The 24,770-nt window shown below is 63.4% G+C and carries 23 protein-coding genes; 14 read left to right on the forward strand and 9 right to left on the reverse strand.

The genetic code is table 11. The features are described from left to right. The first annotated feature begins 1 nt into the window (after position 1). The 5 genes from ccoO (at position 2) to CLU90_RS18445 (ending at position 3,789) form a co-directional block, all read left to right on the forward strand. Positions 2-616 (forward strand): cytochrome-c oxidase, cbb3-type subunit II, encoded by a 615-nt coding sequence (gene ccoO, locus CLU90_RS18425; RefSeq protein ID WP_092719191.1) that lies wholly within the window; start codon positions 2-4, stop codon positions 614-616. 1 nt (position 617) lies between these two features. Next, positions 618-818 carry a cbb3-type cytochrome oxidase subunit 3 gene (locus tag CLU90_RS18430; RefSeq protein ID WP_070223255.1) on the forward strand — a complete coding sequence of 67 codons (201 nt, stop codon included), beginning with the start codon at positions 618-620 and terminating at the stop codon, positions 816-818. Next, entirely contained in the window at positions 811-1,731 is a 921-nt protein-coding gene (ccoP, locus tag CLU90_RS18435; protein ID WP_092719194.1) for a cytochrome-c oxidase, cbb3-type subunit III, read from the forward strand. The genes CLU90_RS18430 and ccoP overlap by 8 nt, the downstream gene beginning before the upstream one ends. 4 nt (positions 1,732-1,735) lie before the next feature. Further along, positions 1,736-3,118, forward strand: coding sequence for a cytochrome c oxidase accessory protein CcoG (gene ccoG, locus CLU90_RS18440; RefSeq protein ID WP_092719197.1), 1,383 nt, complete (start codon positions 1,736-1,738; stop codon positions 3,116-3,118). Between the two features lie 146 nt (positions 3,119-3,264). After that, on the forward strand, positions 3,265-3,789 hold the full coding sequence (locus CLU90_RS18445; protein WP_100428609.1) for a FixH family protein: 525 nt from the start codon (positions 3,265-3,267) through the stop codon (positions 3,787-3,789). A 3-nt stretch (positions 3,790-3,792) separates the two neighbouring features. Here CLU90_RS18445 and fnr read toward each other — a convergent pair whose 3' ends face one another. Next, a complete protein-coding gene (gene fnr / locus CLU90_RS18450) occupies positions 3,793-4,551 on the reverse strand; it encodes a fumarate/nitrate reduction transcriptional regulator Fnr (RefSeq protein WP_092719204.1) in 759 nt (252 codons plus the stop codon). 239 nt (positions 4,552-4,790) lie between these two features. Between fnr and CLU90_RS18455 the strand changes: the two genes are divergently transcribed. Then, positions 4,791-7,865, forward strand: a complete 3,075-nt coding sequence (locus CLU90_RS18455; RefSeq protein WP_100428610.1) for a response regulator — start codon at positions 4,791-4,793, stop codon at positions 7,863-7,865. A 91-nt stretch (positions 7,866-7,956) separates the two neighbouring features. Here CLU90_RS18455 and CLU90_RS18460 read toward each other — a convergent pair whose 3' ends face one another. From CLU90_RS18460 to modA, 4 genes are read right to left on the reverse strand one after another with little or no spacing between them, the layout of a single operon-like run. Then, positions 7,957-8,724 carry a TOBE domain-containing protein gene (locus tag CLU90_RS18460; RefSeq protein WP_100428611.1) on the reverse strand — a complete coding sequence of 256 codons (768 nt, stop codon included), beginning with the start codon at positions 8,722-8,724 and terminating at the stop codon, positions 7,957-7,959. Between the two features lie 40 nt (positions 8,725-8,764). Next, entirely contained in the window at positions 8,765-9,466 is a 702-nt protein-coding gene (locus CLU90_RS18465; RefSeq protein ID WP_100429508.1) for a sulfate/molybdate ABC transporter ATP-binding protein, read from the reverse strand. A gap of 17 nt (positions 9,467-9,483) precedes the next feature. After that, positions 9,484-10,155 (reverse strand): molybdate ABC transporter permease subunit, encoded by a 672-nt coding sequence (gene modB / locus CLU90_RS18470; RefSeq protein WP_092713055.1) that lies wholly within the window; start codon positions 10,153-10,155, stop codon positions 9,484-9,486. A gap of 15 nt (positions 10,156-10,170) precedes the next feature. Further along, entirely contained in the window at positions 10,171-10,929 is a 759-nt protein-coding gene (gene modA, locus CLU90_RS18475; RefSeq protein WP_092713057.1) for a molybdate ABC transporter substrate-binding protein, read from the reverse strand. Positions 10,930-11,091: 162 nt separating this feature from the next. Between modA and CLU90_RS18480 the strand changes: the two genes are divergently transcribed. Beyond that, positions 11,092-11,856, forward strand: a complete 765-nt coding sequence (locus CLU90_RS18480) for a sterol desaturase family protein (RefSeq protein ID WP_100428612.1) — start codon at positions 11,092-11,094, stop codon at positions 11,854-11,856. An 11-nt stretch (positions 11,857-11,867) separates the two neighbouring features. Here CLU90_RS18480 and CLU90_RS18485 read toward each other — a convergent pair whose 3' ends face one another. From CLU90_RS18485 to CLU90_RS18495, 3 genes are all read right to left on the reverse strand, one after another. After that, entirely contained in the window at positions 11,868-12,872 is a 1,005-nt protein-coding gene (locus tag CLU90_RS18485) for a bile acid:sodium symporter family protein (RefSeq protein ID WP_092713061.1), read from the reverse strand. A gap of 146 nt (positions 12,873-13,018) precedes the next feature. After that, complete coding sequence (rhaI, locus tag CLU90_RS18490; RefSeq protein WP_100428613.1) at positions 13,019-14,314, reverse strand: L-rhamnose catabolism isomerase; 1,296 nt, start codon at positions 14,312-14,314, stop codon at positions 13,019-13,021. 51 nt (positions 14,315-14,365) lie between these two features. Further along, positions 14,366-16,474, reverse strand: a complete 2,109-nt coding sequence (locus tag CLU90_RS18495; protein WP_232731252.1) for a bifunctional rhamnulose-1-phosphate aldolase/short-chain dehydrogenase — start codon at positions 16,472-16,474, stop codon at positions 14,366-14,368. Positions 16,475-16,787: 313 nt separating this feature from the next. Between CLU90_RS18495 and CLU90_RS18500 the strand changes: the two genes are divergently transcribed. The 7 genes from CLU90_RS18500 (at position 16,788) to CLU90_RS18530 (ending at position 24,101) form a co-directional block, all read left to right on the forward strand. After that, on the forward strand, positions 16,788-17,630 hold the full coding sequence (locus CLU90_RS18500) for a DeoR/GlpR family DNA-binding transcription regulator (RefSeq protein WP_100428614.1): 843 nt from the start codon (positions 16,788-16,790) through the stop codon (positions 17,628-17,630). 97 nt (positions 17,631-17,727) lie between these two features. Then, complete coding sequence (rhaS, locus tag CLU90_RS18505) at positions 17,728-18,714, forward strand: rhamnose ABC transporter substrate-binding protein (RefSeq protein ID WP_442906747.1); 987 nt, start codon at positions 17,728-17,730, stop codon at positions 18,712-18,714. Between the two features lie 113 nt (positions 18,715-18,827). Next, entirely contained in the window at positions 18,828-20,381 is a 1,554-nt protein-coding gene (locus tag CLU90_RS18510) for a sugar ABC transporter ATP-binding protein (RefSeq protein ID WP_232731253.1), read from the forward strand. Further along, a complete protein-coding gene (locus tag CLU90_RS18515; protein ID WP_046681792.1) occupies positions 20,369-21,367 on the forward strand; it encodes an ABC transporter permease in 999 nt (332 codons plus the stop codon). Before CLU90_RS18510 ends, CLU90_RS18515 begins: the two co-directional genes overlap by 13 nt. Next, complete coding sequence (locus tag CLU90_RS18520) at positions 21,364-22,401, forward strand: ABC transporter permease (RefSeq protein WP_232731254.1); 1,038 nt, start codon at positions 21,364-21,366, stop codon at positions 22,399-22,401. Before CLU90_RS18515 ends, CLU90_RS18520 begins: the two co-directional genes overlap by 4 nt. A gap of 3 nt (positions 22,402-22,404) precedes the next feature. Beyond that, positions 22,405-22,719 (forward strand): L-rhamnose mutarotase, encoded by a 315-nt coding sequence (gene rhaM / locus CLU90_RS18525; protein WP_100428616.1) that lies wholly within the window; start codon positions 22,405-22,407, stop codon positions 22,717-22,719. A gap of 8 nt (positions 22,720-22,727) precedes the next feature. After that, positions 22,728-24,101 (forward strand): FGGY-family carbohydrate kinase, encoded by a 1,374-nt coding sequence (locus CLU90_RS18530; protein WP_100428617.1) that lies wholly within the window; start codon positions 22,728-22,730, stop codon positions 24,099-24,101. Between the two features lie 130 nt (positions 24,102-24,231). On the opposite strand, the gene CLU90_RS18535 is transcribed toward CLU90_RS18530, so the two are convergent. Continuing rightward, complete coding sequence (locus tag CLU90_RS18535; RefSeq protein WP_092713077.1) at positions 24,232-24,594, reverse strand: BON domain-containing protein; 363 nt, start codon at positions 24,592-24,594, stop codon at positions 24,232-24,234. Positions 24,595-24,770 lie beyond the last annotated feature (176 nt).

Below are 24,770 nucleotides of genomic sequence, written 5' to 3' on the forward strand. Positions count from 1 at the left end.
AATGAAATTTTCACATGCATGGATTGAGAAAAACCCCTGGCTGCTGATCGCCCTGGTCACGGTGGTGATCAGCATCGGCGGCGCCGTCGAGATCGTCCCCCTGTTCTTCCAGAAGAGCACGACGGAGCCGGTCGCCGGCCTGAAGCCGTATTCGCCGCTGCGCCTGGCGGGCCGCGACATCTACGTGCGCGAAGGCTGCTACAACTGCCACTCGCAGATGGTGCGTCCGCTGCGCGCGGAAACGGAACGCTATGGCCACTATTCGGTCGCCGGCGAGTTCGTCTACGACCGTCCGTTCCAGTGGGGTTCCAAGCGCACGGGCCCCGACCTGGCCCGCGTGGGCGCCCGCTACAGCGATGAATGGCACCGCACGCACTTGAACAACCCGCGCGACGTGGTGCCCGAGTCGAACATGCCGGCCTATCCATGGCTGGCGAAGACCAAACTGGTGCCCGACGAGATCATGCCGAAGATGCGCGCCCTGAAACGCCTGGGCCAGCCGTACAGCGATGAAGAGATCGCCGCCGGCCCCGCACAGCTGCAGGACAAGACGGAAGAAGACGCCCTGGTCGCCTATCTGCAAGGCCTCGGTACATTAATCAAAACAAGGAATTAGCATGGCAATCGAAAACCTGTTTGACAGCGCCAGCAGCGTCATGACGGTGGTTTCCTTTATGACGTTCGTGGGCATCCTGTGGTGGACTTTCAGCCGCAGCAATGGCGACTTCGACGCGGCGGCACGCCTGCCGTTCGCCGACGAGGCGCTCGACTATCCGGCCGATGCCGCGCCGGCACAAGGGGAGCGCAACCATGGCTGACTTTACCAACGGCTTCTGGAATATCTACATCGTCGTGCTGTCCCTGCTGGGCATCATCGGCTGCGGCGTGCTGCTGTACTCGCAGTCGAAAGTGAAAGTGGCCGCCGGCGCCCCCGCCGACGGCACCACGGGCCACGTCTGGGACGAGGACTTGAAGGAACTCAATACGCCGATGCCGCGCTGGTGGATGTGGCTGTTCTACATCACCATCGTCTTCGCGCTGGCTTACCTGTTCCTGTATCCGGGCCTGGGCACCTATGCCGGCAGCCTGGGCTGGAAATCGACGGGCCAGTACGAGGAAGAACTGAAGAAGGCGGAAGCCGACTACGGTCCTTTGTTCAACAAGTACCTGAGCCAGGACATCAAGACGGTGGCGGCCGATCCGCAGGCACTGGCCATCGGCCAGCGTCTGTTCCTGACCTACTGCGCGCAATGCCACGGTTCGGATGCGCGCGGCAACAAGGGCTTCCCCAACCTGACGGACAAGGACTGGCTGTATGGCGGCGAACCCGACATCATCAAGACCACCATCCTGCACGGCCGCAATGGCCAGATGCCGCCGATGGGCGCCGCCCTGGGCTCCGAAGCGGATGTCGAGAACGTGGCCCATTATGTGCTGAGCCTGTCCGGTTCCACCTCGGACCCCGTCAAGTCCGTGCTGGGCAAGGCCAAGTTCGGCGCCTGCATGGCCTGTCACGGCGCCGATGCGAAGGGCAACCAGATGCTGGGCGCACCGAACCTGACGGACAAGACCTGGCTGTACGGCGGCAGCGCCGATACCATCATGGAAACCGTACGCAAGGGACGCAACAACACCATGCCGGCCTTCAGCGATTTCCTCGGCGAATCCAAGGTACACGTGCTGTCGGCGTATGTCTGGAGCCTGTCGAATTCCCCGACGCCCGTGAAATGATGTAATGGAACCTCAAGTCATCAAGATGTATGCGGCCCGCGAGCAGATCTACCCTCGCGAGGCCAAAGGACGCTACGCTACCTGGCGATGGGTATGCGTATGGCTTACCCAGCTGGCGTTCTACGGCTTGCCGTGGTTGACCTGGAACGGCAGGCAAGCCCTGCTGTTCGACTTGACCACGCGCAAGTTCTACATTTTCGGCGTCGTGCTGTGGCCCCAGGATTTCATCTATCTGGCGGCCCTGCTGATCATCTGTGCGTATTTGTTGTTCCTCGTCACGGCCATTGCCGGGCGGGTGTGGTGCGGGTTTTCTTGCCCGCAAACGGTATACACGGAAATCTTTCTGTGGGTCGAACGCCGCATCGAGGGCACGCGCAGCGCGCGCATGGCCCTCGACAGGCAGGGCCCGTCCGTGCGCAAGGCCTTCAAGAAGACGGCCAAGCACCTGGTATGGGGCGCCATCGCCCTGTGGACGGGCTTTACCTTTGTCGGCTACTTCACGCCGATCAAGGAACTGGCGCGCGAGGTGACCACCCTCAATTTCGGTCCCTGGGAATGGTTCTGGGTCTTGTTCTACAGCCTGGCAACTTACGGCAACGCGGGCTGGCTGCGCGAACAGGTGTGCAAATACATGTGCCCCTACGCGCGCTTCCAGAGCGCCATGTTCGACCAGGACACCCTGATCATCACCTACGATGCCAAGCGCGGCGAACCACGCGGCGCCATGAGCAAGAAGGCCGGCAACAACGACAAGCTGGGCGACTGCATCGATTGCACCCTGTGCGTGCAGGTGTGTCCGACCGGCATCGATATCCGCAACGGCCTGCAGTATGAATGCATCGGCTGCGCCGCCTGTGTCGATGCCTGCAACAGCGTGATGGACAAGGTCGAGCGGCCGCGTGGCCTGATACGCTACAGCACCGACCATGCGATGGAAAACAACTTCAATTCGAAGCAGATCCGCCAGCGCGCCATGCGCCCGCGCGTGCTGATCTACACGTCCATCCTGGCCCTGATCATCATCGCCGTATGTACCTCGCTGGCCCTGCGCACGCCCCTGAAAATGGACGTGATCCGCGACCGCGGTTCGATGGGACGCGAAGTGGAAGACGGCATGATCGAAAACGTCTACCGCCTGCAGATCATGAACACGTCCGAGCAAAGCCAGCATTTCAAGATCAGCGCTTCCGGCTTGCCGGGCCTGACCTTGCTGACGCGCGAAGAAGTGACCTTGCAGCCGACGGAAACGCTGGGCTGGCCGATCCGCCTGCGCGTGCCGCACGGCGTGGGCGAGAAGGGCTCGAACAAGATTGCGATCGAATTGCAATCGCTGGACGACCCGTCGCTGCACGTGCGCGAAAGCGCGGTCTTCATCGTGCCGCGGTGATGTTGATTCGGGGTCGGCCCCTCTGGGTCCGACCCCGGTATTTCGCCGTAGGGGTAGCATTCAACATGCGGTAGGTTTACTGTATTTTCAACCCAGAAGCAAAAGCTGGGGTCAGACCCAAAGGGTCTGCCCCCAAGGAGAACAAAATGTCCGACAGTCTGAAACTGCAAGCCCCCGTTGCCCCGTGGTACAAGCACCGCTGGCCATGGCTGCTGATGATCGGCCCCGGCCTGTCCGTGGTCGTCGGCAGCTTCATGGGCTATATCGCGTTTACGCAGCCCGACGCGCTGGTGGTGGGCGATTATTACAAGCAAGGCAAGGCGATCAACCAGGATTTGAAGCGCGACACGATCGCCAGCGACCTGGCCATGGATACGAGCCTGTCATACGACGTGGCGCAGGCGCGCCTGAGCGGTTCCGTGCACAGCTTCGGCAAGGCCTATCAGGCTCCTTTGCTGCTGCACCTGGCGCATGCGACCCTGCCGGAAAAGGATATCAAGCTGCTGGTGCAGCCCGATGCGGCCGGCAATTTCTCGGTCGCCCTGCCGATGCTCGAACGCAGCCGCTGGCAGGTGCTGGTGGAAAACGACAAGCGCGAGTGGCGCCTGTCCGGCATATGGACCTGGCCCGTGCAACGCAGCATCGCGCTGCGCGCGGATGAAGAGCTATAAAGCTTATTTACAGACGTCCGTGCCTGCCGTAATGGCTTTCAGCTTGGCAGGCTGCAAGATCTCGATCTCGCGGTTCGACACGCGCAGCCAGCCTTCCTTCTTGAATTTCGACAATAAACGGCTGACGCTCTCGATGGTCAGGCCCAGGTAGTTGCCGATTTCCTCGCGCGACATGCGCAGCTGGAAATTGCTGCCCGAATAGCCGCGCGCCTCGTAGCGCGACGCCAGGTTGACGATGAAGGCGGCAAAACGCTGCGTCGCCTGCATATTGCCAAGCAACAGCATGACACTTTGCTCGCGCGTGATTTCCTGGCTCATCATGCGGTGGAAATGACGCAGCAGGGTCGGCATATTGCCCAGCAATTGTTCCAGGCTGGAAAACGGGATTTCACACACTTCGCTGTCTTCCAGCGCCACCGCATTACAGTGGTGGCGGTCGGCGCTGATGGCGTCCATGCCCAGCAGTTCGCCGGCCATCTGGAAACCCGTCACCTGCTCTTCGCCACCGGGATTGATCTGATAGGTCTTGAAGTGTCCCAGGCGGATCGCGTACAGGTTCTGGAACGAGTCGCCGATGCGGAACAGCGAGGCGCCGCGCACGATCTTGCGGCGGCGGCCGATGATCTGGTCCAGCCTGTCCATGTCGCCCACATCGAGGCCCATCGGCAGGCACAATTGATGCATGCTGCAGGTCGAGCATCGCGCACGCAACGCTTCCACGGTTACTGTGGGCAAGGTTGGAGTGAGTAGCGCTTCAGTCATGTCGGTACCTTTTAGAAAATGCAACAACAAGTTTACTGCATACAGGGTTGCCGTGTGCCAATTTCACGGTAATTTCGGCGAATAAACGACGTCCAGCCTTTAATTATATGGCAACATCGTCACAAGCCCATGCGAGGAGGGGCATTTGCGCGGTGCCGCTTGCCAAGTTGATGTATTGATAGGAAAATTCCTAACAGCATTATCTGCCGCCTGTGCCGCCCGGTACTGAAAAGGAAATCATGAAGCCTCTCGGCATCAAAGCAAAAGTCGCGCTGGCCACCAGCCTGACCTCGATCGCCATGATCGCGCTGGTCACCATGATCCAGGTGCGGCACATGCGCGACGACTTCACGCGAGTACTGCTGAGCCAGCAGTCTTCCCTGATCAGCCGCACCGCAGCCGAGCTCGACGACAAACTGGGCATGCTGCTGCAGATCGTCACCCTGACGGCCAGGCAGCAGCCGCCGGAATTGATCGCCCAGCCGGCCCAATTACGCGAATACTATTCGCGCCGCTCGATGCTGGTGCTGTTCGACGACGTGCTGGTGCTCGATGCGCAGGGCGCTGTCGTGGCCGACATGCCGGAAGTGGCGGGGCGCGCCGGCATCAACGTCGCCGAACGCGAGTATTTCCAGACCGTCCTGCGCACGCGCCAGCCCATGATCACGGAACCCATGCTGGGCAAGTCGAGCGGCATGCCCATCGTGCAGATGGTGGCGCCCGTGCTGGCCGCCGATGGCCAGGTGGCCGGCGTGGTGATCGGCGTGCTGCGCCTGTACAAGGACAATCTGCTGGGACGTCTGCGCACGGAAAAGATCGGCAAGAGCGGCTATTACTTCATCCTCACGCGCGGCGCCGTGCCGCGCTACGTGCTGTACCCCGATACCAGCCGCTTGTTGCAGCCGCGCCAACCGAACGCCAACCCGACCACCACCCAGCTATTGAAGGAAGATGGCGAAGGCAGCATGGTCAGCACCAACAGCCGCGGCGTCACGGCCGTCAACAGCTTCAAGCGCCTGAAATCGGTGAACTGGCTGCTGGCCGCCTCGCTGCCCGTCGACGACGCCTTCGAACCGTTCGACGGCGTGCTGTACCGGCTGGTGCTGTGGAGCATCCTCGCCTCGCTGCTGGCCGCTGCCGTTCTGGGCTGGGTCACCGTGCGCCTGCTGTCGCCGCTGGTGCGTTTGCGCGACACCTTGCTGGCCCTGCGCACCAGCGGCAGCCGTTTCACCCCCGTGCCGGTGCGGCAGCGCGACGAGATCGGCGAACTGACGGAAGCGTTCAACGGCCTGATGAGCGAACGCGACCGCCTGCAGCAGGAACTCGAATCGCGCGCGGCCGAGCTGGAGCAGGAGCGCGACCGGGCCGAGGCGGCCAACCGCGCGAAGAGCGATTTCGTGGCCAACATGAGCCATGAAATCCGCACGCCCCTCAATGCCGTGCTGGGCATGGTGTATTTGCTGGGCAATACCAAGCTCGATACGGAACAGCGCAAGTATCTGACCATGGTGCGCGTGGCGGGCCAGTCGCTGCTGGGCATCCTCAATGACGTGCTCGACTATTCGAAGATCGAGGCGCGCCGCATGGAATTGTCGCCCGTCGAATTCGACCTCGACGAAGTCATGAATACCCTGGCCACGACGATGACGATGAACGCGGGCGAAAAGGAGCTGGAACTGGCCATCGCCGTCGAGCCCGACGTGCCGCGGCGCCTCGTGGGCGACGCCCAGCGCCTGCAGCAGATTCTCGTCAACCTGGCCGGCAACGCCATCAAATTTACCGAGAACGGCGAAGTGGTGGTGGCCGTCAGCCTGGCCGAAAGCGAAAACGGCCGCGCCTGGCTGCGCTTCGAAGTGCGCGACACGGGCATCGGCATGACGGAATTGCAGCAACAGCAGCTGTTTGCCGCGTTTTCGCAGGGCGACCAGAGCATCACGCGGCGCTTCGGCGGCACGGGCCTGGGCCTGGCCATCAGCAAGCAGCTGATCCACATGATGGGCGGCGACATCGCCGTCGCCAGCAGCGAAGGCAAGGGCAGCCGCTTCTGGTTCAGCGTGCCCTTCGAGATGCTGGCGCAACCGGCCGAAACGCGGCGCACGCCGGCGCTGGGACAGCTGCGCCTGCTGGTGGCCGACGACAACCGCACCACGCGCGAACTGATCGTGAAACTGATCGAGGCGTGGGGCTGGCTGGCCGACGAAGTGGACTCCGGCTTTGCCGCCATCGAACTGTACCGCGAGCGCCTGGCGCAGCAGCAACCGTACGACGTCGTGCTGGCCGACTGGCACATGCCCGTCATGGACGGCCTGGCCACGGCCAAGGCCATCCGCCAGGCGGCCAGCGGCCAGCGCCAGCCCATCGTGGTGATGGTCAACGCCTTCGCCCGCAATCACCTCGAGGAAATCTCCAGCGCGGCCGAGGCCGACGTCGTGCTGATGAAACCGATCACGGGATCGAGCCTGTTCGACGCCCTGCACCAGGCGCTGATCACGAAGAACGACGGCGGCGAGCAGCGCATCCTGCACCAGCCGCTGGGCACGGAACTGGCCGGCGTGCATTTCCTGCTGGTGGAAGACAATCATTTGAACCAGGCCGTGGCGCGCGGCATCCTCGAACACATGGGCGCCACCCTGGACGTGGTGGGCGACGGCTTGCAGGCCGTGGAGCGGCTGCGCACGGAAGCGCTGCGCTACGACATCGTGCTGATGGACATGCAGATGCCCGTCATGGACGGCTTCAGCGCCACCCACATCATCCGCACGGAACTGCGCTTGAGCCTGCCCGTGATCGCCATGACGGCCGGCGTGCTGGCGTCCGAACGCGAGCGCTGCATGACGGCCGGCATCAGCGATTTCATCGCCAAGCCCGTCGTGGTGGAAGAGATGATGGAAGTCATCCTGCGCCACCTGCCCAAGCGCCCGCCGGTGCAGGCGGCCGAGCCGGCGCGCGTCGCCGATGAGGAAGTGTTTTCCATGGCGCCGCTGATGCGCGTGATGGGACGCGACGCGAAGGGACGCGGCGTGCTGCGGCGCATGGTCGAAGACGCGCTGAACAAGGGCATGACGCCCGTGCGCGACGCTGAAGCGGCGTTGCAGTCGGGCCGCCACAGCGACGTGGCGCGCATCCTGCACAGCGTGCGCGGCTCCGTGGGCACCCTGGGCACGAAACGCCTGATCCGCGCCGCGTTCGCCACCGAGGAAGCCATCGATGCGGGGCGCCTGGACGAGGTGCCGGCGCTGCTGGCGCACGCGGCGCAGGAACTGGAACTGGCGCTGGCGGCGGCGGCGGATTGGTTGTCGAGGCTGAAGGATTAAAAGGGTAGGTCGGATTAGCGCCACGCGCGTAATCCGACAGGACGCGGCAACAATGTTGTCGGATTACGCTGCGCTAATCCGACCTACGCACTTATGCGGGCACACCGAGTATCACGCTGGACGCTTTAAATATCGCCGTCACGCTGCTGCCGATGACGATACCCAGGTCGGTGCAGCTCTGGTTGGTGATGATGGCGGCAATCGTGCCGCCGCGCGGCAAGTCCAGCACCACTTCCGTGTTGACGGCGCCCGTCTGCACGCGCGTGACCGTGCCGGCCAGCTGGTTGCGCGCGGAAAAGCGCGCGCCTTCGCTGTCGGTCACGAGGATGATGGACGAGGCCTTGATCAGCGCAAACGCTTCCGCGCCCGGCACCAGGCCCAGGCTTGCGCTGCTGCCCTGGGTGACGATGGCCACGATGTGCTGGCCACCGGGCAACTCCAGGGTGACTTCGTCGTTGACGGCGCCCTGTTTCAGTTCAACCACCTTGCCCAGGAATTGATTGCGTGCCGTCGTTTTCATGGCCATTCTCCGTATGAGTAAAAGATCGTCGGCGATGCCTTCGGCCTGGCTGCCCAGCTGGCGCAGGTAGCGTGCATGCTCGCGCTCGATGATGCGGAAATTGTCGACCAGCTGGCGCCCCCGCTGCGTCAGCCGCGTGCCGCCGCCGCCCTTGCCGCCCGTCAGGCGCTCGACCAGCGGTTCGCCGGCCAGGTTGTTCATCGCGTCGATGGCGTCCCAGGCCGCCTTGTAGCTCATCTTCACAAGCTTGGCCGCCTGCGTGATGGAGCCGCATTCGGCGATGGCGCCCAGCAACTCCACCCTGCCGGCGCCACCGAGGTTTTCTCCGCCCACCGTCATCCATACCGAGCCTTCCAGGCCGATTTCCGCTGCCGCTGATTTATCCAATGCGTTCCCCCAATGCCATGTGGTCTTCCCTGTTATCGATCTGTCCGTCGCGCAAGTACAGCACGTGTTCGCCCAGGATGCGCGCATCTTCCGGATCGTGCGTGATCAGGATCATGGGCACGTCCAGGCGCTGCTGCCACTGGCTCAATTCCAGCCGCATTTTGACACGCAGGGCCGGATCGAGGGCGGCAAACGGCTCGTCGAGCAGCAGCGCGCTCGGTTCGGCCACGAGCGCCCTCGCCAGCGCCACCCGCTGGCGCTGGCCTCCGGACAACTCGTCGGGGAACTGGTGCGCCAGTTCCTGCAAGTGGAAGGCATCGAGCCAATGCTCGACCTTCTGCAATTTTTCGCGCGCACGCGGATTGAACCAGCCGCGGCTCAGGCCAAAGCCCACGTTCTGGCGCACCGTCAGGTGCGGGAACAGCGCGTAATCCTGGAACAGGTAGGCGACGTTGCGCTGCTGCGGCGGCAGGTTGATGCCGGCGGCCGAGTCGAACAGGGTGCGGCCATTCAGGCGGATATGGCCTTCGTCCGGCGTGAAGAGACCGGCAATGGCTTTCAGGGTCATGCTCTTGCCGGCGCCGGACGGGCCATACATGGCGATGCGCTGGCTGCTGGACGTGCATTGCACCTGCAGGTCGAAGCGGCGTTTGCCGGAGCGCAAGGTGGCGCGGAGGTCGAGGTCGAGTTGCATGGGCGTCATCCTCAGCGTCATTTATGCGCGACGCGCCCGGGCGCCAGGCGGCCAGCCGACAGCAGCACCACGATGCAGACCAGGGAGGTGATCAGCACCAGCGTATTGGCCACGTCGTCCTGGCCCGCCTGCACGGCTTCGTACACGGCCACCGACAGGGTCTGCGTCTTGCCGGGGATGCTGCCGGCCACCATCAGGGTGGCGCCGAATTCGCCCAGCGCGCGCACGAATCCCAGCAGCACGCCGGCCAGGATGCCGCGCCAGGCCAGCGGTAACGTGACGCGAAAGAAAATCGCCATTTCGGAAATGCCCAGCACGCGGGCCGCCTGCTCGAGCTGGCCGTCGACGGCCTCGAAGGCGGCGCGCGCCGGCTTGAAGACGAGGGGAAAGGCGACCACGGTGGAAGCGATCACGGCGCCCTGCCACGTAAAAATCAGGTTGATGCCGAAGTTGTCCTGCAACCAGATGCCCAGGGTGCCGCGCCGGCCCAGCAGCACCAGCAGGTAATAGCCGAGCACGGTCGGCGGCATCACCATCGGCAGGGTCAACAGGGCGTCGAGCAACTCTCGCCCGGGAAAACGCGTGCGCGCCAGCAGATAGCCCGTGCCGATGCCGAGCAACAAATTGAGCGCCGTGGCCCATGCCGCCACTTTGAGCGACAGGGCCAGCGCGGTCCAGGCGATATCCATGTGCAGTCGTTTGCCTTATGGCTTCTTGAAACCGTACTTGGCGAGGATGGCTTGCGCCGACGCCGTCTGCAGGTAGCTGACGAAGCGCTTCGCTTCGGCCGCGTTGCCGCTGCCCTTGATGGTGGCGATCGGGTACAGCACGGGCGAGGCCAAAGGCACCTCCAGCACCACGTTTACCTTGTCTTTCATGATGGCCGCGTCCGTGGCGTAGACAAAGCCCGCATCGACTTCGCCGCGCGCCACATAGTCGAGCGACTGGCGCACGTTCTGCGTGCCGATGGCCTTCGCTTGCACGGCGTCCCACAGCTTGGCCTTCTTCAGCGCGCCTTCCGAGTAACGGCCGACGGGCACGCTGGCCGGATTGGCGATTGCCACGCGGGTCACGTCCTTGTGCGTCAGGTCGCTCAAGCTCTTGATGCCCAGCTTGCTGTCGTGCGGCACGATCAGCACCAGGCTGTTGCCGACGAAGTCCATGCGGTCGGCCGGCAGCACCAGGCCCTGCTTTTGCGCCGCATCCATGGTTTCCTGGTCGGCTGAGGCAAACACGTCCACGGGCGCGCCCTTGACGATCTGCTGCAGCAGCACGCCCGAGGCGGCGAAGTTCAGGGACACCTTGCTGCCCGGATACTGCGCCTCATAGCCCTGCGCCGCCTCCTTGAACGCATTCGTCAGGCTGGCTGCGGCCGACACGACCACTTCGCCGGCAAGGGCGGACGAGGCGGCGGTGGCAAAGAGGGCGGCGCCGAGCAGTGTGGCGAGGGAGGTGAGGCGCATGATCGTATCCTTGATGAGAAGAGAACCAGGCTCGTAATATACACCGATATATAGCGTTCTGCCATTGCGTGGGTCAAGACTATGCCAATGGCATTGACAGATGCGGATAGTCGGACTATTTTTAAAAATAGAAGAATATCAACTACTTTCCAGGGTTAAACGATGGGATACGCAGCGGTACTGCTTGGCCCCTTGATACTGCTGGCGGTCATTCTTCTGGCATTGGCCATCGAGAGGCGCCATCCCCTGGAACAGCAGCCCGCTGGCGCGTCGCGCTTCAATCTGGCGTATATGATCATCTATGCCGCCAGTGGCGCGATGCTTGCCCCGCTCACGGCCATCGTCACGGTACGGCTGGTCAATGCGGCCGGCGGCGGGCTCATCGATCTCGACGCTTCAGGCTGGATGCTGGTACCGGCATTCGTCGTGTATGCGCTCTCCATGGATTTTCTGGAATACGTCTTTCATCGGGTGCAACATCGCGTGCCCGCCATGTGGGCCATGCATTCCTTCCATCACAGCGATGCGGCCATGAATGCCAGCACAACGACCAGGCATTATTGGGCCGAAGCGGGCATCAAGGCGCTCAGTATCTACCTGCTTGCCGGTATCTTGTTCAAGACCAACTTGGCGATATTGGGAATGTACGGGGTTCTGGGCCTGTATCACGTTTTCCCGCACATGAATGTCCGGGCCGGCTTTGGCCCTTGCTGGATGTTGTTCAATTCACCGCAGTACCATCGCATTCATCACTCTGCGCAAGCGGAACATTTCGACCGTAATTTCGCAGGGCTGTTCCCCGTCTTCGACTGGCTATTCGGCACCCACCATATTCCCCGCGCGGGAGAATATCCCCCCACGGGTCTGGACACGGGCAAGGCGCCGGCAAGCTTGCTCGACACGCTGACGTGGCCAGTGCGCAAGTAAGGCCAGCCTCCCTAGGCGCGCGCCACGGCCTCCTCGTCGCGCCGCGCATAGCGTTGCGCGATCACGGCGCAAATCATCAGCTGAATCTGGTGGAACAGCATCAGCGGCAAGATCACCATGCCCAGCGAACGCGTGGAAAACAGTACCTTGGCCATCGGCACGCCGCTGGCCAGGCTTTTCTTCGAGGCGCAAAAGACGATGGCGATTTCATCTTCCTTGTTGAACCCCAGGCGGCGGCTGACAAAGGTCGAGATGCCCAGCACCAGCGCCAGCAGCAGCAGACTGATCAGGCCCAGCGCCACCAGCGTTTCCACCGAGATCGTATGCCACAGGCCTTCGCTGACGGCTTCGCTGAAGGCCGTGTAGACCACCAGCAAGATCGAACCCTGGTCAACGTATTTCAGGGTGGCTTTGTGGCGGTCGACCCAGCGGCCGATCCAGCGGCGCAGGAACTGGCCGGCCAAAAACGGCAGCAGCAGCTGCATGACGATGGACAGCACGGCGTCCACGGACGACTTGCTTTCCGCGCCCTTGGCCACCAGCAGGCCGACGAGGATGGGGGCGAGGAAAATGCCGATGAAGTTCGAGGCCGAGGCGCTGCAGATGGCGGCCGGCACGTTGCCGCGCGCCATGGCCGTCATGGCGATCGAGGACTGCACGGTAGACGGCAGCGCGCACAGGAACAAGATGCCCATGTACAGGTCGGGCGTGAGGAAGGTCAGCGCCAGCGGGCGCAAGGCCAGGCCCAGCAGCGGAAACAGGACAAAAGTGCTGGCCAGCACCAGCAAGTGCAAGCGCCAGTGCATGGCGCCGGCCACCACGGCTTCGCGCGACAGCTTGGCGCCGTGCAGGAAGAACAGGGCGCCGATGGCGACCGTGGTGATGTTGCCGAAGACCACGGCCGTCTGGCCCGTGCAGGGCAGGAAAGTGGCCAGCGCCACGGTGACGAGCAGGGCGATGGTGAAATTATCGGGTTTCAGATTGCGCAGCAGGGCAGCGGGAGAAAAAGAAGACATGCGGTAGCCTGGTAACGGCGCAGCCTTGCAACAGAACGCTGTGCCGGGGATGACAAACGGCGCCGGGAGCGGCGCCAGTGCCAGCCATTCTACCTGCTTCCAGGCAGCTTGCCTGGAAGCAGCAATGCTCCTCTTGCGACCGCGCCTTACACGATGCCGCTGCTGCTGGCTCCTGCCCTCGGTGGCCGCGCCACGCCGCGCTGCTCCCGATAGCCGCTGCCGCGGTAGCAAACGACGGGATCGATGGCGGCGCCCGAGCGCTGGCGCGCCATGGCCAGGATGGCGCTGACATCGGTGCGGAACGCCTGCTTCAGCGTCTGCGCCGAGGCGTGCACGTCGTTGGCTTCCTGGTGGTGGCGCAGGGCGGCGCGGTCGACCAGCGCGGACTGAATGAAGGCGCGCTGCACCTCGACTGCGCTGCTCATCAGGCTTTCGATGGGGTCCGTCACGTTGTGCGACTGGTCCAGCATGTAAGCGGGATGGAAGGCGGCGCCGTCGCGCGCGGCCGCATCGGCCAGCTCATTGAATACAAGGAACAGCTGGAACGGGTTGATGCTGCCCGAATCGAGGTCGTCGTCGCCGTATTTGCTGTCGTTGAAATGGAAGCCGCCCAGTTTGCCGAACTGCGCCAGGCGCGCGACGATCATTTCGATGTTCGTGTTCGGCGCATGGTGGCCCAGGTCGACCAGGCATTTGGCCTTCGGTCCCAGCGCGCTGGCGCAGGCAAAGCTGGTGCCCCAGTCGGCGATCGTGGTGGCATAGAACGCGGGCTCGAACAGCTTGTGTTCGATAAAGATGTTCCAGTCGGCGGGCAGGGCGCCGTAGATGTCGCGCATGCTGTCGAGATAACGCTCCAGCGCGCCGCGCAGGTTGTGCTGGCCGGGAAAGTTGGCGCCATCGCCCACCCACACCGTCAGCGCCTTCGAACCCAAGGCACGCCCCAGTTCGATGCATTCGATGTTGTGCTCGATGGCTTGCGCACGCACGGCCGCGCTGTGCGACGTCAGGCTGCCGTATTTGTACGACTGCGCCTGTCCGGCCTGGTCCTGGAAAGTGTTCGAATTGACGGCGTCGAAGCCCAGGCCGTGGCTCGCGGCGATGTCGCGCAGGGCCGCCGTGTCGCTGACCTTGTCCCACGGAAAATGCAGCGAGACGGCGGGCGTGGCGCGCGTCAATTGATGGATCACGGCGCAGTCTTCCAGTTTTTCAAATACATTGCGCGGTTCGCCCAGGCCGGGGAAGCGGGCAAAGCGCGTGCCGCCCGTGCCTGCGCCCCAGCTGGGCACGGCCACGGCAAACGTCTGCGCCAGCGCCGTCAATTGCTCGATGTCCTGGCCGCGCCGTTCCAGCACGCCGCCCAGGGCCGCATAGTCGGCCTCCAGGTTGGCTTGCAGCTTGGCATTGTGGTCGGCCACGCGGCCGCTATCGATCATGGTATGCATCTTGTCTCCTTGCGCGCAGCGGCGCCATGGCCGGCTGCGTCGTTTTTTAGATTAACGTGTAAATGCGGCCGCGTTGCCCGCGTCGACATTGATGATATTGCCCGTGCTCTTGGCGGCCTTGTCGCTGGAGAGGAAATATACGGCTTCGGCGATGTCTTCCGGCAGCACGCTGCGTTTGAGCATGCTGCGCTGGCGATAGAATTCCTCGATATCGTCCGTATCGATCTTGTTCGAGGCGGCCCGCTCTTCCTTCCACTTGCCGTCCCAGATGCGCGAACCGCGAATGACGGCATCGGGATTGACGACGTTGACGCGGATGCCGTGCGGCGCGCCTTCGAGCGCGATGCAGCGGGCCAGATGGATTTCCGCCGCCTTGGCGGTGCAATAGGCCGAGGCGCCGGCCGATGCCACCAGACCGTTCTTGCTGGCGACAAACACCATGCTGCCACCGAGCTTTTGCTGCTGCATGATGCGGAAAGCGGCGCGGCTGACGAGGAAATAGCCGGTCACCAGGATGGACTGGTTGCGTTCCCACATGGCCAGGGTCGTCTCTTCCAGCGGCGCCGACGAGGCGATGCCCGCGTTCGAGACCAGCAGGTCGATGCCGCCAAAGCGCAGCGCGGCCGCGTTCAGGATGGCCTCGACGTCGTCTTCGGCCGTGATGTTTGCGCGCACCGTGGCGATATTGTCGCGGCCCGCCACCTTCAGCAGATTCTGCTCCGCCGCTTCCAGCGCGGCGCCATCGATATCGGTGAGCATCACGCACGCGCCTTCCTGCAGCAGCTGGCGCGCGACGGCCTGGCCGATACCGCCGCCGCCGCCCGTCACCAGCGCGATGCGTCCGGCCAGGCTCTTGGGTTTCGGCATGCGCTGCAGCTTGGCTTCTTCCAGCAGCCAGTATTCGATATCGAACGCTTCCTGTTCCGGCAAGCCCACATAGGTGTCGACGCCATTGGCGCCGCGCATCACGTTGATGGCGTTGACGTAGAACTCGCCGGCGATGCGCGCCGTGGCCTTGTCCTTGGCGAACGACAGCATGCCCACGCCGGGGATCAGATAAATGATGGGGTTGGCGTCGCGCACGGCGGGGCTGTTGTCGCGCTTGCAGCGTGTGTAATAGGCGAGGTAGTCAGCGCGGTAGGCGGCCAGCGCCTCGTCGAGGCCCGCCACCAGCTTGTCGAAGTCGGGGCTGGCCGGATCGAAGTCGATGACGAAGGGACGGATTTTCGTGCGCAGGAAGTGGTCGGGACACGAGGTACCGAGCGCGGCCAGCGGCAGCAGGTCGGCGCTGCAGACGAATTCGAGCACGTTGGCGCTGTCGTCGAAGTGGCCAAGCTTGTACTCGTCCTGGCTGATCTTGCCGCGCAGCAGCGGCATCAAGCGCTGTGCCAGGGCCGCGCGCTCGCGCGCCGGCAAGGGTGCGGACTTGGCGCCGCCGAACGCCGGCTGCGTCGTGTTGGCCGCCAGCCAGTCTTCCGCGCGCTTGATGATAGCCAAGGTGGTTTCATAGCAGGACTTGGCCGTGTCGCCCCACGTAAACAAGCCGTGGCCTTCGAGGATGATGCCCTTCAAATGCGGCTGGGCCTGCGACAGCGCTTCAAGTTTCAGGCCCAGGTCGTAGCCGGGACGCTGCCACGGCAGCCAGCCCAGTTCGCCCTCGAAGATCTTTTGCGTGAGCGCACGGCTATTGGCGCAGGCGGCAATGGCGATCACGGCGTCCGGGTGCATGTGGTCGACGTGCTTGCGGGCGATGTAGGCGTGCAGGGGCGTGTCGATGCTGGCCGCGCGCGGATTCAGGTTGAAGGTGCAATGGGGCAGGTAGGCGACCATTTCATCTTCCAGCGCCAGGCCGCGGTAGCGGCCTTTGAGGGCGCGCAGCTTGTCCATGTACAGGGTGGAAAAGCCGTCGAGCTTGATGCTGCCCAGGTCGCCGCCGGAGCCTTTCACCCACAGCACGTCGACTTGCTCGCCCGTCAGGTGATCCGTCATGGCGATCTTGGCCGAGGTATTGCCGCCGCCAAAATTGGTAATGCGCATGTCCGAACCGAGCAGGTTGGAACGGTACAGCAGAAGCTCCGGTTCGCTCAAGGTCGCGGCGTGCGCATCGTCCCATAGCGAGGCCATTGGCGCAGGTGGTGTGGTGTCCATCGTGGCGGTCATACAGTGTCTCCATTCTTGGTTGTGCGTGCGGATTGCCATGGCCGCATCTGTGTGCGGGACGCCATGACGGCAACGCCCAGTAGAAGCCAGCGGCCTGATCATGTCAATCAACAAGCAATCAAAAACGTGAGGGAAACGCAAATAATCATCATGTTGATCGGAACTCCAATCACGCATTTGCGCGCTCGCGAAATAATCACCATGTTGATTGATTGAATGTTGACATGCACTGCTCAACTGCTTAGGCTGGCTCACCGATAAAGAAGTCGTCCCCGGGCAGCTGGTACGGGAGAGGACTCAAAAAGGAGACAACGTGGTTAATCACAAACGCCGCAAAGGGCTGTTGAAGTTACTCGCCGAGCATGGCGTGGCAAGCGTCGACCAATTGGTCGGCTGGCTCAATTCGTCGCCGGCAACGGTGCGGCGCGACATCGCGTGGCTGGCCGAACGCAGCCTGCTGGTGCGCACGCGTGGCGGCGCCGAAAGCCTGCCGCAGAAGAAACAGCGCACGTTTGCCCTGTCGGGCGACACCTTCCATAACAATATCGACCGCTGCGCCGCGCAAAAACGGGCGATCGCCCGGCATGCCTGCGGCCTGTGCAGCGATGGCGACACCATCATCATCAATGGCGGTACCACCACCTACCGCATGGTGGAATTCCTCGTCGACAAACGGCTGAAAATCCTCACCAATTCCTTTCTCATGGCCGAGCAATTATTGCGCAGCAGCGAGAATGAAATCATCCTGCCCGGCGGCAAGGTGTACCGCGAGCAAAACGTCATCCTGAGCCCCTTCGACAACGACATCAGCCAGCACCATTACGCCGGCAAGATGTTCATGGGCATCTACGGCTTGTCGATGCTGGGCTTGATGGAAGCCGATCCCTTGCTGATCCAGGCGGAAAAACGCCTGATCAGCCAGGCCGAAGAGCTGATCGTGCTGGCCGACAGTTCCAAGTTCGCCCGCAAGGCAGGCCTGATCCTGTGCGGCCTGAACCGCGTGTCCTGCGTCATCACGGACACCGGCGCATCGGATGCGGCCGTGCAGATGCTGGAGCAGTCGGGCGTCAAGGTCGTGGCCGTGGCGCCCGAGGCGCTGGCGGTAGCGGCGGCCATGCCGCTGTCGCCAGCGGAACACGAGTGGCAAGAGCAATAGGCAAGTCAGTGGCAAAAGCAGAGGGTTGGAGACATGGTGTCTACCGCCCCGGCAGCAACAATAAAAAAGGAGACGTGGCATGAAACTGAACAAGATGATGGTGACGGCATTGAGCATGTGCATGATCGGCTGCCTGGCCAGCAGCGCCCAGGCGGCGGAAAAAATGAAGATCGCCATGGTCGTCAAGAGCCTGGGCAACGGCTTTTTCGACGCCGCCCACGAAGGCGCGAACGAGGCGGCCAAGCAGCTGGGCGACGTGGAAATCATTTACACGGGCCCCACCACGGCAACGGCGGAAGGGCAGATCGAAATCATCAGCTCGCTGATCAGCCAGAAGGTCAATGCCATCGTCATTTCCGCCAACGACGCCAATGCGTTGGTGCCGATCACCAGGAAAGCCATGCAGCGCGGCATCAAGGTCATCTCGTTCGACAGCGGCCTGGCCAAGGACGGGCGTTTGATGCAATTGAATCCGTCCAGCCCCGCGCTGATCGGCCAGAAGCAGATTGAAATGGCGGCCGACGCCATCGGCGGCGCGGGCGACATCGCCATCCTGTCGGCCACGGCGCAGGCGACGAACCAAAACATCTGGATCGGCGAAATGAAAAAGACGCTGGCCCAGCCTGCGTACGCCAAGATCAAGCTGGTGGCCACCGTGTATGGCGACGACCAGTCCGACAAGAGCTACCGCGAAGCCATCGGCTTGTTGCGCAGCAACCCGAACCTGAAAGCCATCATCGCGCCAACCACGGTGGGCATCAATGCGGCCGGCAAGGCCGTGGCCGATGAAAAGCTCGTCGGTAAAGTGTATGTGACGGGCCTGGGCTTGCCGTCGGAAATGGCTGGCCACGTGAAGAGCGGCGCCGTGAAAAGCTTTGCCATCTGGAACCCGATCGACCTCGGCTACGCGGCCACGTATGCCGCCCATCAATATGTCACCGGCAAGGCCGGCAGCAAGCCCGGCGACACCATCGCCGTGGGCCGCATGGGCAAGCTGACCCTCGACGCCAGCGGCGAAGCGGCGCTGGCGCCACCGTTCACCTACAACAAGGATAACGTCGACAAGTTCTCGAAAATATTCTGATTTGTTTGTGTACCGATGGCCGTAATCCGACGTCACCGGTAAAGCCAACCATGTTGTCGGGTTACGCGCTTGCGCTAACCCGACCTGCGAATATCTCTCAAGTGTGAATGGCTATGTCACAGAATCCCCCTATTTCCGTGCCGGCGGAGGCGCCGGTGCTGCGCCTGTCCGGCATCTGCAAGCATTTCGCCGGCGTTGTCGCGCTGCACGACGTCGGCCTCTGCGTGCGCGCCGGTGAAGTCATGGCGCTGATCGGCGAAAACGGCGCCGGCAAGTCGACCCTGGTCAAGACGTTGACGGGCATCTATCAACCGGACGCGGGCAGCATGCAGCTGGGCGGCGAAACCGTCTCTTTTTCCAGCCCACAAGATGCGATGGATGCCGGCATTACCGCCGTGCACCAGGAAACCATGATGTTCGAAGAACTCACGGTGGCCGAGAATATCTATATCGGACGCCAGCCGCAAACGGGCTTTCCCGCGCGCATAGATTGGCCGCGCATGGCGGCCGAGGCGGAGAAAATCTTCGCGCGCCTGGAAGTGCAGCTGCCCGTCTTGGCCAAGGTCAAGGAACTGAGCGTGGCACAGCGCCACTTCGTGGAAATCGCCCGCGCCCTGTCGCAGGAAGCGCGCGTGGTGATCATGGATGAACCGACGGCATCCCTGTCGCAGCGCGAAATCCACGAGTTGTACCGCATCATCGCCCAGCTGCGCGCGGCGGGCACGGCGGTGATTTTCATTTCGCACAAATTCGATGAAATCTTTACCGTCGCCGATACCTACACGGTGCTGCGCGACGGCCATTTCGTCGCCGCCGGCGCGCTGGCCGACATCACGGAAGCGCAGCTGGTGTCGCTGATGGTCGGACGCACCATCGAGCAAGTGTTTCCCAAGGTGGACGTGCCGCTCGGCCCCACCGTGCTGGAAGTGGCGCAACTGTGCCACCCGACGGAATTTCATGACGTCAGTTTCTCCGTGCGGCAAGGCGAAATCGTCGGCTTCTACGGCCTCGTGGGCGCCGGCCGCTCGGAAGTGATGCAGGCGCTGTTCGGCCTCACGCCAGGCGTGAACGGCAGCATTGCCATTGGCGGGCAGCAAGTGGCCATCGGCTGCGCCAGCGACGCCATCGGCCACGGCATTGCCTACGTGCCGGAAGATCGCCAGCACCAGGGCGCGCACCTGTCGATGTCCATCGTGCAAAACATCACCTTGCCGATTCTGGACAGCATCGGCTTTTTCCTGCGGCCACGGCGTTCCCAGGAAACGGCCATCGCGCGCCACCTGAGCGAGCAGCTGGAATTAAAGGCCAGCCACTTTACGCAGATGGTGTCGGAACTGTCGGGCGGCAACCAGCAAAAAGTCGTGCTGGCCAAGTGGCTGGCCACCAAGCCCCGCGTGATCATTCTCGATGAGCCCACCAAGGGCATCGATATCGGCTCGAAGGCGGCCGTGCACCGCTTCATCAGCGAGCTCGTCACGCAAGGCCTGTCCGTGATCCTCGTCTCGTCCGAGCTGCCCGAAGTGCTGGGCATGGCGGACCGCATCGTCGTCATGCACCAGGGCCATATCCACCGCGTCTTTGCACGCGCCCAGGCGACGCCTGAAAACGTCGTCGCCGCCGCGTCCGGCAGCGGCCATCCGCACGAGGAGCTCGCATGCGCTATCTGAAACAACGCGAAGTCCAACTGGCCCTGCTGATCGTGCTGCTGGTGCTGCTGGTGGGCCTGCGTTCGCCCGTCTTCCTGACCCTGGGCAGCCTGTCCAGCCTGCTTACCGACAGCACCTTGCTGATCATGCTGGCGCTGACGCAAATGTTCGTCATCATCACGCGCGGCATCGACCTGTCCGTGGCGTCCAACCTGGCCCTGTCGGGCATGCTGTCGGCCCTGCTGGCCGTGCACCATCCGCAGTTGCCGCTGGCGCTGGTGATCCTGGCGGCGCTGGGCATCGGCCTGCTGCTGGGGCTGCTCAACGGCTACCTGATCGGCTACCTGGACTTGCCGCCCATCGTCGTGACTCTGGGCACCATGAGCGTGTACCGGGGCCTCGTATTCGTGCTGTCGGGCGGCGCCTGGGTGTCCTCGCACCAGATGCCGGCCGCCTTCATCGATTTCCCATTGACACGGCTGCTGGGCGTGACCCACCTCGTGTGGATCGCCGCCGCCGCCATCGTGCTGACCTGCTACCTGGCCCGCTACACGCGCTTCGGGCGCGACCTGTATGCGATCGGCAACCAGCCGCAGGCGGCCCGCTATGTCGGCATCGCCACGGCGCGGCGCCTGCTGTGGACGTATGGACTGTCGGGCCTGATGGCCGGCCTGTGCGGCTATCTGTGGGTGGCGCGCTATGCCGTCGCGTATTCGGAAATCGCCTACGGCTTTGAATTTACCGTGATCGCCGCCTGCGTGATCGGCGGCATCAGCATCGCCGGCGGCGCCGGCACGGTGGGCGGCGCGGTGCTCGGCTCGCTGTTCCTGGCCGTCATCAACAACGCCTTGCCCATCGTCAAAGTCTCGCCGTTCTGGCAAAGCGCGCTGACGGGCATCGTGATCCTCACGGCCGTGCTGCTCAATGCGCGCGGCAACAAGAACACGGGCCGCCAGATCCTGCCGCTGGCGCGGCTCACCCCTACGACCCACAGGAGCGCCACGTGAACGCCACTGTCCCCACCTTGCACGGCAGCACGCCGGAGACGGCGCCCGTGCGCTCGCGCTACACCATCCTCGACCGCAAGGCGCACCGTCTGGGCCAGTATCTTGCCCACTGGGAAGCGTTATTGGCGCTGCTGCTGGTCGCCGTCTTCGCCGCCAACAGCGTGCTGCTGCCGCATTTCCTCGACGCCTACAACCTGGCCGACAGCACTTTCAATTTCAGCGAGAAAGCGCTGATCGCGCTGCCGATGGCCTTGCTGATCATTTGCCGCGAAATCGACATTTCCGTCTCCGGCATCCTGGCCCTGTCGTCCGTGGCCATGGGCCTGGCGCACCACGCGGGTTTGCCGCCGGCAAGCCTGCTGTTTGTCGCGCTGGCCACCGGCGCCGCCTGCGGCTGCCTGAATGGCGTGCTGGTGACGCGCTTCGCCCTGCCATCGATCGTCGTGACGATCGGCACCGTGGCCCTGTTCCGCGGCCTGGCCAGCGTGATCCTGGGCGACCAGGCCTACACGGGCTATCCGCAACTGCTGATCGACTGGGGGCAAGGCTATTTCTTCGACATCGTGCCGCGCCCCTTCGTCATCCTGCTGGTCTTCACCGCCCTGTTCGCCGTGCTGCTGCATGCCACCAGCTGGGGCAGGCGCATCTACGCCATCGGCTGCAATCCTGGCGCGGCGCGCTTTTCCGGCGTGGCCGTGGACCGCTACCGCTTCGCCCTGTTCATGGCCACCGGCGCCATGGCGGGCCTGGCCGCCTGGCTGCTGACGGGACGCATCGGCAGCACGCGCCCGAACATCGCCATGGGCTGGGAACTCGAAGTGATCACCATGGTCATCCTGGGCGGCGTGAGCATCGCCGGCGGCAAGGGCAGCATCGGCGGCGTGCTGCTGGCCGTGCTGTTGCTGGGCATGGTGACGTATGGCCTGGCGCTGCTGAATATTCCCGGCGTCATCATGACCATCGTCGTCGGCATCTTGCTGCTGATCACGATTGCGCTGCCGCGCCTGCTGAACCGCAAACACACACGAAAATAAACCATGCAACAGATCGCTTTCAAGATGCAGCTGAAACCCGGCCATGCCGCCGAATATCAACGCCGCCACGACGCCATCTGGCCCGAGCTGGCCAGCCTGCTGCAGGAGTCCGGCGTGCGCGACTACAGCATCTTTCTCGATGAGGAGACGGGCGCGCTGTTCGCCGTGCTGCGCCGGGTGGACGGCCACGCGATGGAGGTGCTGCCGCAACATCCCGTGATGCGCCGCTGGTGGGCGCATATGGCCGACCTGATGGAAACGCAGGCCGATGCCTCGCCCGTCGCCGTGCCCTTGCTCCCCGTGTTCCATCTCGCATAAGGACCACCGTGACCATCGACGCCACCGTAGTACTCGATATCGGCAAGACCAATGCCAAGCTGACCTTGCTGGACGCCACGGGCGCCATCCTGGCCGAGCAGCGCCGCCCGAACCGCATCATTCAAACAGGACCGTACCCGCACCACGATACGGAAGGGCTGTGGGACTGGCTGCAAACGGGCCTGGCCGCCTTTTCTCGCCTGGCGCACGTCACCGCCATCGTGCCCGTCACGCATGGCGCCACGGCGGCGCTGGTCGACGCTGACGGCCTGGTGCTGCCCATCCTCGACTATGAATCGACCTTGCCGCAGGCACTGGCGGCAGAGTATGCCAGCTTGCGGCCGGCCTTTGCCGACAGCCTGTCGCCGCAATTGCCCTGTGGCCTGAACCTGGGCTTGCAACTGTTCTGGCTCGCCAAAACCTACCCGCAAGAATTTGCCCGCGCACGCCATATCCTGACCTATCCGCAATACTGGGCCTGGCGGCTATCGGGCGTGGCCGCCAGCGAAGTGACCTCGCTCGGTTGCCATACGGATTTGTGGCAGCCGCAGCAAGGGGCCTATTCGTCGCTGGTGGAGACGATGGCTTGGGCGCCGTTGTTTCCCCCGTTGCATGCGGCATGGACGGCGTTGGGACCCGTGCTGCCGCAGTGGCGCGAAAGCAATGGCTTGCTGCCCGATTGCCAGGTGCTGTGCGGCATCCACGACAGCAATGCCTCGCTGCTGCGCTACCTGGATGCGCAAGAGCAAGCCCAGCCGCGCACGGTCTTGTCGACCGGCACCTGGGTGATCGCCGCCGCCTTGGGCGCCCCCCTCGACCGGCTCGATGAAACGGCCGACATGCTGGCCAATGTGCATGCGCTGGGCCAGCCCGTGGCCTGCATGCGCTTCATGGGCGGGCGCGAATTTGCCGTGCTGGCGGGCAGCGCGCCGCAAGTGTGCGGCATCGATGATATCGCCCGCCTGGTCAGCCAGGGTACGCTGGCGCTGCCCTGCTTTGCCGAGTCCGGCGGCCCCTTCGTCGGACAGGCGGGGCGCATTGCCGGACCGGCGCCACGTACGGCCCAGGAACGCTATGCGCTGGCCACCCTGTATTGCGCGCTGATGAGCGATTATTGCCTCGATGCCCTTGGCGCCCAGGGACCCGTGACGGTGGAAGGCAGCTTCACGGACAACCCGCATTTCGCCCCCTTGCTGGCGGCCTTGCGGCCAGGCCAGGAGGTTGCCGTCTCGCAGGATGCCAGCGGCACCACCTGCGGCGGCTGGATGCTGCACCGCTGGGGCGAAGTACCGGCGATGGCGGCGACGGTGCTGCCCATGATGGAAGTGGAAGGTTTGAACGCGTACCGGGCGCAATGGAGGGCGATTTGCAGGTCGGATTAGGTCCGCAGGACCGTCATCCGACAACGCCACCAGCGCCGGCCAACAATGTTGTCGGGTAAAACTGTGCGGGCAAAAAAAATGCCCTGTCCGCAGACAGGGCAACCCGGAGTAAAGTACAGCGCGAGCGGGATTAACCGGCGGCTTTGACTTTCAGCTCGTTCTTGATTTCTTTCACGCCGCTCACGGAAGCGACGATCTGCACGACGCGGTCACCCGCTTCGGCGCTCGGTACCTCGCCCGACAGGACGACGACACCTTGCTGGGTTGCTACCTTGACTGGCAGGGCGGCGGCTTGCGCATCAGCGCTCAGGGCGGCCTTGGCCGAGGAAGTGATGGTTTCATCAGGGACGGCTGCGGCAGCGTTGGCGGCCACGACGGTGTCAGCAGGAGCTTGTGCTTTTGGTGCGGAGTCAGCGGCATGCGAAGCGGTGATCGAGGCGCCCGACAGTACGATAGCGGCAACCAGGGTATTGAACAGTTTCGATGTTTGCATGGTAGTTCCTCTCAATGAAGTTAAAAGCTTCTTACTTGGATAAAGCAACACTTTGAAGCGTCACACCTACCCATACAGCAAGCGCCGTGCCAGCTTTTAAATTCCATTCAAAATCAACGACTTAGCTTTACACTCGATTTTTTCAGCCCGTTTCCCGGCGATCTGGCCCGAAAAAC

Source organism: Janthinobacterium sp. 67 (assembly GCF_002797895.1).
Lineage (GTDB): Bacteria > Pseudomonadota > Gammaproteobacteria > Burkholderiales > Burkholderiaceae_D > Janthinobacterium.